The organism is Paenibacillus sp. FSL R5-0923, assembly GCF_038009145.1.
Classification (GTDB): domain Bacteria; phylum Bacillota; class Bacilli; order Paenibacillales; family Paenibacillaceae; genus Paenibacillus_AQ.
Genome location: NZ_JBBPAT010000001.1, coordinates 4,425,152 through 4,440,995, shown reverse-complemented (window position 1 = coordinate 4,440,995; position 15,844 = coordinate 4,425,152). Strand labels below are relative to the sequence as shown.

Below are 15,844 nucleotides of genomic sequence, written 5' to 3'. Positions count from 1 at the left end.
GCAACCAAATCCTATTTGTGAATGATGTAATAGTTTATTTATACATATTTGTAATCGTTTACATTTTATGAAGGAGGTGTTTGTAATCTAAAAAATAGTTTGCAATGTTGATCGGAAGATAGTAAAGAAGTGGTTTCTATGATTATTTTTATGAGAAGGGGGTAATCTGGATGATTACTACAGTTAAACGAAGGTTGACCATGTCTTTTCTTTCTATTTCTTTAGTCGCACCTATGTTTATGGGTTTAACAGGTCAGAAGGTAGATGCAGCGAATACTACGATTAAATTAGATCCAAACCATATGAAGCAATCTTGGGAGGGATGGGGAACCTCACTTGCCTGGTTCGGTAATATCACTGGTGGTTGGAACGATAAAGTCAAAAATGCAATGGCTGATGCACTATATTCTCCAGAAGGATTAAACTTTAATATTGCCAGATATAATATAGGTGGCGGTGAGAATCCTGCCTACAATACGATGCGTCAAGGGGGGGAAGTACCTGGCTTCTCACCATCTCCAGGAGTATACGATTGGACGCAAGATGCTAATCAACGTTGGTGGCTGCAGGCAGCTAAAGATCGAGGCGCCAATATTCTGGAAGCGTTCTCGAACTCTGCTCCGTATTATATGACGGAAAGCGGAAGTACGACTGGTCATTGGGATTCGGGGAAAGACAACTTGAAGCCGGATGAGTACGAGAACTTTGCTACCTATTTAACTGATGTAGTGAAGCATTTCAAAGAAAATTGGAATATTGACTTTAATTATCTATCACCAATGAATGAACCTAATACGAATTACTGGGGATTCGGCGGGAGACAGGAAGGTTCCCACTGGGATGTTGGTTCTCAGATGAAGATCATTAATACGACACGTGCTAAATTGGATGCGGCAAATCTACAATCTATACAAATTGCTGCCATGGATGAATCTATTCTGGACACCTTTGTAAGTAACTGGAACTCTTATGATGAGACAACCAAAGCTAATGTTGGTAAAATGAATACCCACTCCTACGGTGGTTCAAAGCGAGTTGAGATCAGAGATGCCGCTAAAGCTGCAGACAAAACGTTATGGATGTCTGAAGTGGATTTAGGTCCTTCCGGGATTGCCCACGACCATGAAGATTTCGAACCAGCACTAGCATTGGCAGAAAGAATTATGACGGACATTACTTGGCTTGAACCTAAGGCTTGGATTACTTGGCAAGCGATTGAAAGCGAGAAGAACATGCAGAAGGATAAGGAGAACAGTAACTGGGGTCTCCTTCACGCGGATTTCGACACGCAAGAATGGTGGTACACGAAGAAGTATTACGCTATGCAGCAATTTAGCAAATTTATTCCACAGGGTTCACGCTTCATAGGGGATACAGACGATAACACGTTGGCCGCTTATGATCCTTCAACTAACAAAATTCATGTTGTATATAGAAATCCTAACGTAACCAGTCAAAATATTTCTTTAGACTTGTCACAGTTTGATACGGTCACTGGAGATGCAACGCCTTATGTTTCTTCCGCGACAGAGAATGTCGTACAGAAGACTAAAGTTCCTGTTCTGGATAATATGTTGCAAACGACTGTTGGAGCAAAATCCATCACAACCTTCGTAATTGATGGCGCTACCTATACAAGCGACTCTCTAATTCCTCAGAGTGATATGACGGCAACAGCAAGTAGCGCTCAGTCAGGTGAAGAAGCTGAGAGAACATTGGATGGAGATAACTGGACCAAATGGCACACTTCGTGGGACCCTAAAGCTGAGGGACCACATACGATTACCTATGATCTTGGAGCTGACTATGAAGATGTCAACAAGCTGAGTTATTTGCCAAGACAAGATAACGATTGGAACGGTATTGTAACGAAGTTCACCATCGAAGTTAGTTCCGATGGCGATAACTTCACACCGGTTGCGAAAGGAACCTGGAAGAACGATAAATCCGAAAAAACTGCAACGTTTTCTACGCAGAAAGCGAAGTTTGTAAGGTTAAACGTAGATGAAAGTAATGGGTCTGGAGCACAGTACGCATCGGCTGCAGAGATAAATATTATGAGAAAGTCCAATTTCACAGTGGATACGACTTCACTCGCTAATGCAATTTCTAGAGCAGAAGACTATATCTCAGCTAATAACGCAAATGTAAATGTATCGGATTTGCAAAAGTTGGTGGTTGAAGCCAAAGTTGTTCAAAAGAACACTTTAGCAACACAGGAAGAGATCACACAAATCCTTTACAAACTGAACGTCGAATATAGCGTTTTAGGCCAAGGACTTATCCCACAAAGCCAGATGACGGCAGCGTCTGACAATTCCGCATCTGAGGATGGACCGGAGAAGACTATTGATGGCGATCTTTGGACCAAATGGCATACTGCATATAACAACGATTATTCAACACTTCCGCATTCCATTACTTATAATCTCGGTAAAGCATATAACGGTATCTATAAACTTCAATATTTGCCACGACAGGATGTAGACTGGAATGGTGTAGTCACTAAGTTCGAAGTTTCTGTAAGTGACGATGGTGATAAATTCACCAAAGTAGTTGCAGAAGGAACTTGGAATGCCGATAAGACAGAGAAAACAGCAACCTTTAATGCTCAGGGTGCTAAATATGTTAGATTTACTGCACTTGAATCGAGAAGCGATGCAGGTAAGCAATATGCATCTGCTGCAGAGATCAATATTTTTAACAAGCAGGGATATAAAGTGGATTTCTCCAGCTTAGACAGCGCAATTCAAGCTGCAGAGAAGTTCAAAACAGATTCTGGGAAAGATGAGTCTTACTTCAAGAATCTGGACGCGATCCTTAGTCGAGCTAGTACTCTGCTAAATAGCGCAACAGCGACACAAGAAGAGATCGCGAAATTTGCCAGCCGTATCTTAACTGAAATATCCAATATTCAAAACAGTGATCCAAATATTAAGGGAATGAGCCTTTTCTATACACCAGAAGCTTATTACGCGAATCCAGCCAATCTAATGGTGGATAACGACATATCTACCTACTTCGAATCGAACTGGGACAAGAATGGAGTGAAGTATAAATCTGGCGATTATATCGTTGTAGATCTGGGTGAGAGCATGCGTGACGTTGGTAAGGTGCTTGTTACACCAAGACAAGACAAGGCAAACGGCCGCATCAAACAATTCAAAATCTATTACAGCGATGTGAATCTGAAGGATTTACCTGCTGACGCTGTCGGTACGCAAGATTATTTGGACAAGAATTTCAAATTTGCAGCAAATGGCTCTTTTGATGACTATAGCACGAGTGTTCAATCCGCAACGTTCAAATCCGTTGAAGCTCGGTATATCGCGATTCAGGCTATAACTACTGGCGGTGACGGTAACACACTCAGCGCTGCAGAAATTGCAGTTAGTCAGAAACAAACAGCGACTTTTGATACTAGTAAACTACAATCAGCAATCGATCAATTGCGTACGTTGTCAGACATTAGTCCAAAAGTGGAAGCTGCGATAGAAAAGCAAATTACAACGATCGGTGATCTTAGTGATTTAACCGAAGAAAGCATTTCGCAATACACCAGACAGATAAATGACTTATACAATCTCTATTTGACTGTAAATAACAGAAACTCCATTAAGAGCGGTGAAGTATGGTTGGATACGGAAGGCGTGCCGATTCAAGCACATGGCGGAGGCATTCTGTACAACGAGAAGAATAAGACATATTACTGGTATGGTGAAGACAAGACGGAAGGTTATCTTCCTACTGGAGTTCACGCATATTCGTCCAAAGATTTGTACAAATGGCAAAATGAAGGCATTGTATTGCCTGTCTTCAATAACCCTCAACTTGGCGAAGCTGTAGTGCCGGCTGGAAATGACCTGCCATTATATCTAGATGAAAATTCTGAAACGTACAAGAATAGCGGGGTTCCATACGATCCGGATAGGAAAGTAGAAATTAAAAGTAAAGATGAAGATTATACAGGTAACATGAAAGCACCAAACAATACGCTCAGTAAACATAATTCACCAGCTCGAATCGCTGAGCTAAATGCGCTGTATGCGAATTATTCGAATGAAGAGAAGCAAAAGATGTATAAGGATTTCAACTGGGATAAAGTTGTCGAGCGTCCTAAAGTCGTCTACAACAAGAAGAACAACAATTATGTGTTGTGGTGGCATCAAGACGGACCGATTGCTGGCGAATATTGGACAGCCGAAGGTGGTGTTGCTGTCAGTGATTCGCCGACTGGACCATTTAAATATCTCGGCTCATCCCGATTGCCAAATGTAGGTGATGAACATGGCAATGAAGGAATGCTTCGTGATATGACCTTGTATGTCGATGACGATGGTAATGAAGCGACGGATGACAAAGCCTACTTGATTTTTTCTTCCGAAGAAAATGCTACGACCATAATCATGATGTTGAACGATGATTATACTGGTCCAGCCCAGAATGAGAAGGGTGAATCCTTAGAAGGAACTCACTATGTGAGAGCGTTTAAAGATTGGAGAGAAGCACCAACGATCTTTAAGCAAGACGGAGTCTATTATATGATTACGTCCGGTTTGTCCGGTTGGGATCCTAACGAAGCCCAATACCGCGTCTCCACTGAGGGAATGTTTGGACCGTGGGAAAATAAAGGCAATCCTATGGTTAATGACAATAGAAATACCTTCAGGAGCCAAAGCACGTTTGTACTGCCTTATCGGGATGGTAATGGTGTTCTGGTGCCGAATAAATTTATCTTTATGGCCGATCGCTGGTACCCGAGTAATTTGAGTGATTCCAGATATGTTTGGCTTCCGATTGAACTCGATAACGAGAATCGCAGAATTGCGGTAAGTTGGCATGATGAGTGGGATACTTCTCTATTCAAGACCGGTACGACTATTAACTTCAATAGTAATGGAGGAAGTTCGATTTCTTCCTTGTATGGGGTTGTAGTCGGTACGAAAATTACTGCGCCTACAGAACCGACTCGTGATGGATTTAAATTTGTGAATTGGTATCAAGACGCAGCCTTGAATACAGTATGGGATTTTACTGTTGATACGGTTCCGGCAAATGATATTACTCTCTATGCGAAATGGGAGCCTGTAGCTGCACCAGTGATTACAAATATCATGCCAGTCAATGTAGCTACGGTGATTGGAACTCCACCTGTACTGCCAACAGTTGTAACGGCTGTATACAGCGATGGAACAAGCCAAAATAAATCAGTTGTATGGGACGTAATTGATCCTTCACAGTATGCCGAAGCGGGTGTCTTTAGCGTAAGTGGAGCGGTAGACGGCACAGTGATCCCAGCTGTTGCGAATGTGATCGTAAGCGATGATGTTAATAGAGCACAACTTGCCGCACGAATCGCAGATGCACGAGCCATTCATGATTTAGTCGTGGAAGGAACGGCTGTTGGTCAGTATGCAATAGGTTCGAAACAGAAACTGATGGATTCGATCATGGAGGCACAGCAAGTGCTTGACAATGATTCAGCTACACAGTCTGAGTTAGAACAAGCAACAAATGATTTGAATTCAGCAATTCAAGTATTAGAGGCTTCAAAGAATCAACATGTTAAAGTACAGTCTATCTCAATCACGAGCGTTTCGTCGTCCATTGAAGTGAAGAAAGGAACTCTGCAGTTACAAGCGGAAGTCCAACCGGCTAATGCTACGAACAAAACCGTTACGTGGGCGGTCTATGAAGCAGATGGAAAAACTGTAGCGGATAAAGCAATCATCAATACAAATGGGTTGTTAACGGCTGCGAAGAACGGCGTTGTGAAAGTCGTTGCAACATCCGTTGATAACACCACAGTTTACGGAATAAAAGAGATTATGATAAGCGGTCAAAATGACAGCCCAGAGCCTACTCCAAGCCCAGGAACAAATCCAGGCAACCCAACGACATCAACGAGTCCTACACCTACACCAACGACCTCTCCTACAAAAGAAGATCCACATCGTTATGTGCCAACTAGTAAAGAACTACAAAATGAAACTGCACAGAACGGAACAACAAGCCTGACCATTAACATTGATAAGGAAGCTTTAGCGAAAAAGTTAGAAGCACTTAAGCAAGCAACAGGAAGTCCTAATCTTGACATCGAGATTCCAGGAATGAATTCATGGAATGCAGTCAATCTGCCATTGGATGTCTTGTACAACAGCTTGAAAGCAAATAAGGACACAATCATAACACTAAGAAGCCATTTAGGCAGTTATGAACTTCCGCTTGCCAATCTTAATCGTGAAGAACTTGAGAAAGCAGCTAAAGTTGCGGGTGCAACCTTAATCATTCGAATGGATAATGTGACTTCACAGCATGAGCAGAAGTTTGAACAATCCATAGTAGAAAAAGGAATGAAACGAGTAAGCGACATCATCGCGTACAAAGTCATTCTTAAATCGAATGATAAAGAAGAAGAGCTTCAACGTTTCGGAAATCCGTTTATGACACGTGTCATAAATATGGATGGCGTTATTCAAGATCCATCGACTGCGACCGCTGTTATATTCGATCCGGTTACAGGACAAATGCGTTTCGTACCATCGGTGTTTAATGTGAAGAACGGCAAGACTGAAGTCTCGATCTTCGGACATGAAAATGGTCTATACACCATCGTTCAGAACAAGAAAACATTCGATGATATGATTGGACATTGGGCACAAAAGGATGTTGAAACCTTAGCCTCTAAACTGATCATTAACGGAATGTCGGATCGGACGTTTGCACCAGCAGGCCAAGTTACACGTGCTCAATTTGCGGCACTACTGGTAAGAGGACTGGGGTTATCGACGGAGTCGTTAACGAATGTGTTTGCAGATGTTAATACAACTGCGTGGTATGCACAGGATGTGAACACAGCAGCGAAACTTGGTTTGATTCAAGGCGTTGGTGAAGGGAAATTTAGTCCGGATTCACGGATTACGAGAGAGCAAATGGTCGTGATGATCATGAACGCTATTCAGCTCGTTCAAGGAGATGATAGAGCAGAAGCTCAATTGCGCACTCCATTTGCCGATCAAGCTAGTATCTCTGGTTACGCTACCCAAGCCGTAACAGAAGCAGCAAGCCAAGGATTAATCAAAGGCAAAACAGAAACAGCTTTTGCTCCGCAAGATACAGCCACACGTGCTGAGGCAGCAGTGATGATCAAACAAGTTTTGCAATACTTGAAGTTTATGAACTAGATAAATGTTTAAAAATTGTGCTCGGCTCACACTGATCTGTGAACCGAGCACAATAATTATCAACTAGTTATATAAGGAGGAGGGAATGATCTTGTTTAAAATCAAATCTTTAGCTAAACGTTTGATTGTGAGCGCTTTATCATTGAGCTTAATTATTCAGCATCCTTTATCTATCCCCATAGCTAAAGCAAATCCTGTAAGCGCTATCACTGGATTATCCGATGCACCGGAACATAAATTGTCCCTATGGTACCGACAACCAGCGATAAATTGGGAAACGGATGCGCTTCCAATTGGCAATGGCCTTATGGGAGGGATGATCTTTGGTGGCATCGAGCAAGAACGCATTCAGTTAAATGAGAAAACGTTGTGGTCCGGTGGTCCAGGTTCTTCTTTTGTATATACTTGGCCTTCCACGGATGATCCAACGACTTCTATCCCATATACATTCGGTAATCGTGAGGGTGGTGCGGATCATTTAGAGAGTGTCCGAGCTAAACTCCGCGCGGGGGATATCGATGGTGCTCACAAAGAAGCGGATGAGAATCTTACAGGCTTGAATGAAGGCTTAGGAAGTTATCTAACCTTTGGTGACTTGTACCTGGACTTTGAGAAGTCCTCAACAACCAATGTAGAGAATTATCGCCGGGAGCTTGATCTTGAAGACGCGATATCTCGAGTTAAATACACGCTGGATGGAGTAGAGTATACACGAGAATACTTTGTCAGTTATCCAGATAAAGTAATGGTTACTCGCCTGACAGCCAATCAGCCGGGTAAGCTGTCCTTGGATGTACGCCCGACAAGTGCTCAGGGAGGGACCGTCACGGCGAATGGCAACAACATTAATATTAGGGGTAATGTACTAGACAACAATATGCTATATGAAGGTAACTTCCGCGTCCTAAATCAAGGTGGAAATATAACATCAGGTAACGGAAAGATCCATGCAGCGAATGTAGATTCATTAACCATCCTTACATCATTAGGCACCAACTATGCCAACAGCTATCCTAATTATAGAGGCACTGATCCGCATAATGAGGAAGTTGCGATATTGGATGCCGCTGAGAGTAAATCTTACGAAACATTACTTGAGAATCATAAGAAAGATTATAAGTCATTATTTGATCGTATGAAATTAGATTTGGGAGAGTCTAAGCCTACGATTCCGACAGACGAGCTCTTAGCCACCTATGCAGGAACGAAAAGTAAAGCGCTTGAGGTTTTATTTTATCAATATGGCCGATATTTGTTGATTTCATCTTCTCGTCCCGGTTCACTACCGGCCAACTTACAGGGCGTGTGGAATAATTCTAATAGAGCGCCTTGGAGCAGCGATCATCATTTTAATATCAATATTCAAATGAACTATTGGCCAGCGATGGTAACGAATCTCTCGGAGACAATGACACCACTGATCGATTACATAGATTCGCTGCGTACTCCTGGGCGTATTTCTTCCGAAAAATATTATGGCATTACTAATGCGTGGTCGATTGGAGTGGCAAACAATCCGTTCGGATATACTGCGCCGGGTTGGAATTTTGATTGGGGCTGGTCACCAGCATCCAATGCTTTTATCTCGAATAACATTTGGGAGAGTTATAAATTTTCCGGAGATATCGATCTACTAAAGTCACGTGTTTATCCAATATTGAAGGAAACGACGCGATTTTGGACCCAGTATTTAGTAGAAGATACGGATGGGACATTGGTATCCACACCTTGTTACTCACCAGAGCAAGGTACGATCAGTACAGGATGTGCCTATGACCAGCAGCTTGTACAAGATTTATTTACTAACTACTTGGAGGCAAGTACAACATTAGCTGTCGATTCCGATTTTCGTGAGGAAGTACAAAGTAAATTAAATCAGGTGTCTCCAATTAAAATAGGAAAGTACGGTCAAATTCAAGAATGGAAAGAGGACATCGACGATCCGAATAACAAACATCGCCATTTGTCCCAACTAGTTGCCTTATATCCAGGCAAGCAAATTAACAAAAATACACCTGAGCTTATGGAAGCTGCCAGAGTGTCATTGCAGCATCGCGGAGACGAGGGTACCGGGTGGAGCAAAGCTAACAAAATTAACATGTGGGCTCGTGCGCAAGATGGCACACATGCACATACGATTCTAGAGGGTCAGCTTACTGGAAGTACATTAAACAACTTATTCGATACGCATCCGCCATTCCAAATCGATGGCAACTTCGGAGCTACGTCCGGCATGTCTGAAATGCTGCTACAAAGTCATTTGGACAATATTGATGTTTTGCCAGCGCTCCCAGCTTCATGGCCGAAAGGAAGTTATTCGGGCTTGGTTGCCCGCGGGGGATTTGAGGTCAGTGTGAATTGGAACAATGCTAGAGCTACAAGCATCAGTGTCAAATCTAATAAAGGCAATCGTGCGGTTGTTTCTTATCCAAGCATAGCTGGAGCAACTGTCATGAATCAAGCGGGAAAAAGTGTAAAGTATTCCATAGACAATAACAATCAGATTTCTTTCGACACTCAAGTTGGAGACGTTTACACGATTGGCTCAATTCCTTTACAAGATGGACAATTGTTGACAATGACAATGAAAAATAGTGGTCATTTGCTAGATATTGAAGGGGCATCGGAGCAAGAACAAGCAGCGGTTGTTCAAATGAGAGCAGGATCGTTATCACAGAGTCAGCAGTGGTATGCAGAAAGCGTAAGTGATGGATACTACAAAATCACAAATAGCTTGAGCAGTAAAGTGATTGCTGTGCTAAATGAATCAATGTCTGAGGGTGCAAAGCTCGTTCAACAAACCTACACTTCAGACAACTCTTATCATGATGAATGGCTTCTCGTTGATAAAGGGAACGGTTATTCTCAGTTGGTTAATCGTGGTAGTGGTAAAGCGATTACAGCTTCAAACACTAGCACAGGGACTGGGATAGAGTTGATCCAATCTTCAATCACAGATTCTGATGAGCAATTGGTGAGAATCGATCCTGTGAGAGACTTTTTTGATCAGCAAAAGTTCAATCTAACCATCCAACACAGCAATCTTCGTATGGACGTGAACGAGGATTCTAAATCAGATGGCGCCGCTATCATACAATGGTCCGAAAGTTCGGGTCAAAATCAACAATGGATGTTTATGAAGACAACCCCGGGTTATTACAAAATTATCTCAATGAGCAGTTCAAAAGTGTTGGCTGTAGAGAATGCGTCAACAGCGGATGGTGCAGGGATAATTCAAGCCACATTCACCGATGATGCAACCTACAATGATGAATGGTTAGTCGTAGATGCTGGTGATGGCTATTATCAATTGAGAAATCGGGCTAGCGGCAAAGTGATCGACATGCCAAATAACAGTGTTTCTAGTGGTGAACAATTCGTACAAAATAAAGCCGGTAAGGGGAGTAACCAGAAGTTTGCTTTTTCATTAGATAGAACCGTGAACGACAATGCAACCGGATCAGGGAATGACCAGTTTGTATATGGCTCGGGATGGGAGTATAGCGGATTCGAATCCGGGGCATACAATCGTGACAATCATTATTCAAACGAGACGGATTCATATGCGTTCTTGCGTTTTAATGGCTCTAAAGTGCAATTGTATGGGGCTAAGAACAATAATCAGGGTATCGTTGCATTCTCTATCGATGATGGTCCTGAACAATTGGTTGATACTTACGCCTCTTCACGTTTAGATCAACAACTGCTCTTTGAAAGCTCTGAGATGTTGAATCAGGAGCATGTACTCAAAATTCGGGTGACAGATCAAAAGAATGACAATTCGAACAACACATATATTTCAGTTGATCGAGCGGATATTCAGTCTCGTGTAGTTAAGAGCGTGGACAAAGCCGAAGATTATTATATACAGACTATAGAAACAATTAACGGAGTTAATCATAGCGTAATCACCCTGAATTATAATGGTGAAGACGCAGGTGATGCAGTAAGAGCGGCAATCGAGGCTGCCAAAGCGGCGCAGAAGCCTGTCATCCTAGACTTTCCTACAGAAACGTATCATTTTAAAGCATTAACCGCAAATCAAGTGCAATATTTCATTTCAAATACAACCACAAAAGAACAGACACCTAGTAGCACTCGTAAGGTAGGTCTTATATTCAAGGATATCGATGATCTTACCATTCGAGGGAATGGTTCGACCTTGTTATTCCATGGTGTGATGACACCTATCGTATTCGACCATGCAACAAATATTAAAGTGAACGGAATTAACATCGATTTCAATCGTCCTGTCGTATCGGAGATGACTGTTACTGAAGTAGGCAACAACTACATGAAAGCGAGTATACATCCGGATTCATGGTACTCTATTCAGAATAATCAATTAGTATGGTTCGGTGAGGAGAACTGGACAGAGAACGGAACACAAAATGTACGCGCTGTGCAAGAGTATAACCCAGCTACGAAACAGACATGGAGAGTGGCCAATCCTCTAGACGGCACAACAAGCACGAAGGATCTCGGTAAACGTGAGGTGCAATTCAACTTCACTAAGAGCCCAAATTTGTCGGTAGGAAACACGTTTCAGTTTCGGGATACAACAAGAAGAGAACAAGGTGCGTTGATCTATCGAAGCAAGAATATTGCGTGGTCAGATGTTAACTTCTATGCTGCACCTGGGCTTGGAATTATCAGCCAATATAGTGAAAATGTATCGCTCGATAACTTGAACTTTGCACCTAAGACAGGCAGTGGACGGACGAACGCATCAATGGCAGACTTCCTGCAAGTTTCTGGAGGCAAGGGTGAGATTCGGGTGTTAAACTCTTATTTTTCCGGAGCTCACGATGATGCGATTAACATTCACGGCACTCATCTGCAAATTGTGCAAGTAACGTCATCCAATCAGGTCAAAGTACAATTTATGCATCCTGAGAGCTGGGGCTTTGATGCATTTGCCGTCGGAGATACGATCGAATATATCAACAAGTCGACTTTACTTTCGAAGGAAAGTGCAGTGGTCACCGATGTGACACGCCTAAATGATACTCAAATTGTTCTTACGCTAGATAAACCGGTGCCTTCTTCGATAACTGCGAATGAGTATGTCGTTGAAAATGCCACATGGACGCCGAATGTCACCGTTAAGAATTCAACGTTTGAATCGATACCGACAAGAGGCCTCCTCGTAACAACGCGCGGCTCTGTTCGAATCGAGAACAATACGTTTAATGGCATGCAGATGAGTGCGATCTTGATCGCACATGATGCTAGTAGCTGGTACGAATCAGGAATGGTGAAGGACGTCTTGATCCGTAACAATAGGTTTAATAATAACGGTAACGCGGTGATCAGTATTGATCCGAATACTTCCCTGACGAATCCCGATAAGACCGTGCATAGTCATATTGAGATTGACGGCAACCAGTTTAACAAGGTGGGCGGCAATTCTGAGATTTATGCAAAGAGTGTAGACGGGTTAACGTTTACGAACAATACTGCAAATCAAGGTGGTATTGAACTTACATTTGATGCCTCTAAAGCTGTTACTGTCACGGGGAATAGTTTTAAAGAAAGTGATGTTGACAAGAAAATCAACTTCAATCGCATGATCCCTGGTACGGATTCCGTAGAAGCAACTCAAGGATTTATTGTCACGCGAACGAATGATTATACACCTGCAGTTACAGATCCAAATGATATTCCGCAAAGTGAAATGACAGCTTCATCTACCAGTAATCGCAGTGGAAACGAAGCGGATAATGCCATAGATGGAAACCCTTCAACCATCTGGCATACTGAATGGGATCCTATGGCGGATTTGCCGCAATCGATCACCCTAGATCTTGGAAATACGAGAATCATATCTAAACTAAAGTATTTGCCAAGACAAAACGGGGAACAAAACGGGAACATTACTTCTTATGTATTATCAACCAGTTTAGACGGAACAACATTTAAACGGTTTACAAGCGGAAGCTGGGATGATGACAGCACCGAGAAAATCGCAGAATTCGCTCCGGTCGCTAGTAGGTACCTGAGACTTACTGCTATCGAAGGCCATGGTGGATTGGCTTCAGCGGCAGAGATTAACATTATGAAGAATGAGATGGATGAGGACTATCAAGCCCTTAAAGCGCTCATTACAAGAGTCCAAAGCAAGCACGACGGTGCTGTAGAAGGGACTGAAGATGGTCAGTATCCAGAAGGCTCAAAACTAACATTGCAAAAAGCCATTGATCAGGCGAAGAATGTACGCGATAGCTTACCTGTTACACAGCAGCAATTACAGCAAGCGGCGAGTGACTTAACTGCTGCGTTGCAAGTGATGGAAGATAGTATCAATAAACATGAGATGGTTCAATCGATCACGATTACAAGTGAATCATCAGTGATTACTGCTAAGAACGGAACTCTCCAATTAGGCGCTACTGTACTGCCTGCTAATGCAACGAAAAAGTCGGTAATATGGTCTGTGCATGAAGTAGATGGCATAAAAGCAACGGACAAAGCGACAATTAATCAAACCGGTTTGCTAACGGCTGTGAAAGATGGAACTGTGAAGGTGATAGCCACAACAACGGATGGCTCTGGTGTTCATGATGAAATGGATATTAGCATTAGTGGTCAAACGGACATTATCGATCCAGGTACTGATCCAGTGAATGTTGGAAGAATAACCATCACAAGCTCAGGAAATGTGTCAACGATTACCGCTAAGAACGGGACTCTTCAATTAGGCGCTACTGTGCTACCTGACAATGCAACCAATAAGTCGGTAACATGGGCTGTATATGGAGTAGATGGCACAACAGAAACGGATATTGCAACCATTGATGTATCCGGTTTGCTCACGGCTGTGAAAGATGGAACTGTGAAAGTGGTAGCCACAGCAGTGGATGGTTCTGGTGTTCAAGGTGACATGGTTATTACCATAAGTGGTCAAACGGACATTATTGATCCAGGCACTGATCCTGTGAATGTTGAAAAGATTAACATCACAAGCGCAGGTAATGTGTCGACGATTACCGCTAAGAACGGAACCCTTCAATTAGGCGCTACCGTGTTACCTGACAATGCAACTAATAAGTCTGTAACATGGGCTGTATTCGAAGCCGATGGCCGCACACCTACGAATAAAGCAATTATTGATGTAAACGGGTTGTTGACAGCTGTGAAGAACGGAACTGTAAAAGTGGTTGCCAGTGCAATGGATGGTTCTGCGGTTCATGGATTTAAGGAGATTGTGATTAGCGGTCAAAATGACACTCCTGACCCTACTTCAAGTCCAGAGCCTACTCCAGATCCAGGAACAAATCCAGGTAACCCAACGACATCAACCAGACCAACGCCATCACCTACACCAACGATCCCTCCTACAAAAGAAGATCCACATCGTTATATTCCAACAACTAAAGAACTACAAAGTGAAACTGCACAGAATGGAACAACGAGCCTGACCATTAACATTGATAAGGAAGCTTTAGCGAAGAAATTAGAAGCACTTAACAAAACTACAGGAACCCCTAATCTCGATATCGAGATTCCAGGAGTGAATGCATGGAATGCAGTACATCTGCCGCTTGATGTTCTGTACAACAGCATGAAGGCGAATAAGGAAATAATCATAGCTTTTAGAAACCATTTAGGAAGTTATGAACTTCCGCTTGCCAATCTGAATCGTGAAGAACTTGAGAAAGCTGCTAAAGTTGCGGGTGCAACCTTAATCATTCAAATGGATAATGCGACTTCACAGCATGAACAGAAGTTTGAACAATCCATAGTAGAAAAAGGAATGAAAAGAGTAAGCGACATCATTGCGTACAAAGTCATTCTAAAATCGAATGATAAAGAGGAAGAACTTCAACGTTTCGGAAATCCGTTTATGACACGTGTCATAAATATGGATAGCGTTATTCAAGATCCATCGACTGCGACCGCTGTTATATTCGATCCGGTTACAGGACAAATGCGCTTCGTGCCATCGGTGTTCACTGTGAAGGACGGAAAGACTGAAGTCACAATATTCGGTCAAGCAAATGGTCTATACACCATCGTTCAGAACAAGAAAACATTCGATGATTTGGTTGGACATTGGGCGCAAAAGGATGTTGAGACCTTAGCCTCCAAGCTGATCATTAACGGAATGACGGATCGGACGTTCAATCCATCAAGCCAGGTTTCCCGTGCTCAATTTGCGGCGCTTTTGGTAAGAGGTCTTGGGCTAACGACGGATTCATTATCGAACGTATTTACAGATGTTAGTACTACGAAGTGGTACGCGAAGGATGTGAACACAGCAGCGAAGTTAGGCTTAGTTCAAGGCGTAAGCGAAGGCAAATTCAGCCCGGATACAATGATTACGAGAGAACAAATGATCGTCATGATCATGAAAGCTATTCATCTCGTTCAAGATGATCATGGAACGGAAACTCAAGTACGTACTCCATTTGCTGATCAAGACATTATCTCTGATTATGCTAGTAATGCGGTAAAAGAAGCAGCGAGCAAAGGATTAATCAAAGGAAAAACAGAAACAACATTTGCTCCGCAAGATGCAGCAACACGCGCTGAAGCAGCGTTGATGATTAAACAGCTTTTGCAATATTTGAAGTTTATGAATTAGTAAAAGATTAATATATTGTGCTCGGTTGAATTATTAAGATTGAGCCGAGCACAATGTTTATCTACTTATTTCA

General features: G+C 42.5%; 2 protein-coding genes. Both read left to right on the top strand.

Annotation, left to right across the window (positions count from 1 at the left end; translation table 11 throughout):
• Positions 1–170 precede the first annotated feature (170 nt).
• Complete coding sequence (locus MKX35_RS19755; RefSeq protein ID WP_341044406.1) at positions 171–7,184, top strand: discoidin domain-containing protein; 7,014 nt, start codon at positions 171–173, stop codon at positions 7,182–7,184.
• Between the two features lie 91 nt (positions 7,185–7,275).
• Positions 7,276–15,771 (top strand): glycosyl hydrolase family 95 catalytic domain-containing protein, encoded by an 8,496-nt coding sequence (locus MKX35_RS19750; protein ID WP_341044405.1) that lies wholly within the window; start codon positions 7,276–7,278, stop codon positions 15,769–15,771.
• The last annotated feature ends 73 nt before the right edge of the window (positions 15,772–15,844 follow it).

Bases quoted from the DNA above. Each gene is read 5' to 3' on its own strand.
- MKX35_RS19755 (WP_341044406.1), top strand. From the start codon at position 171: ATGATTACTACAGTTAAACGAAGGTTGACCATGTCTTTTCTTTCTATT.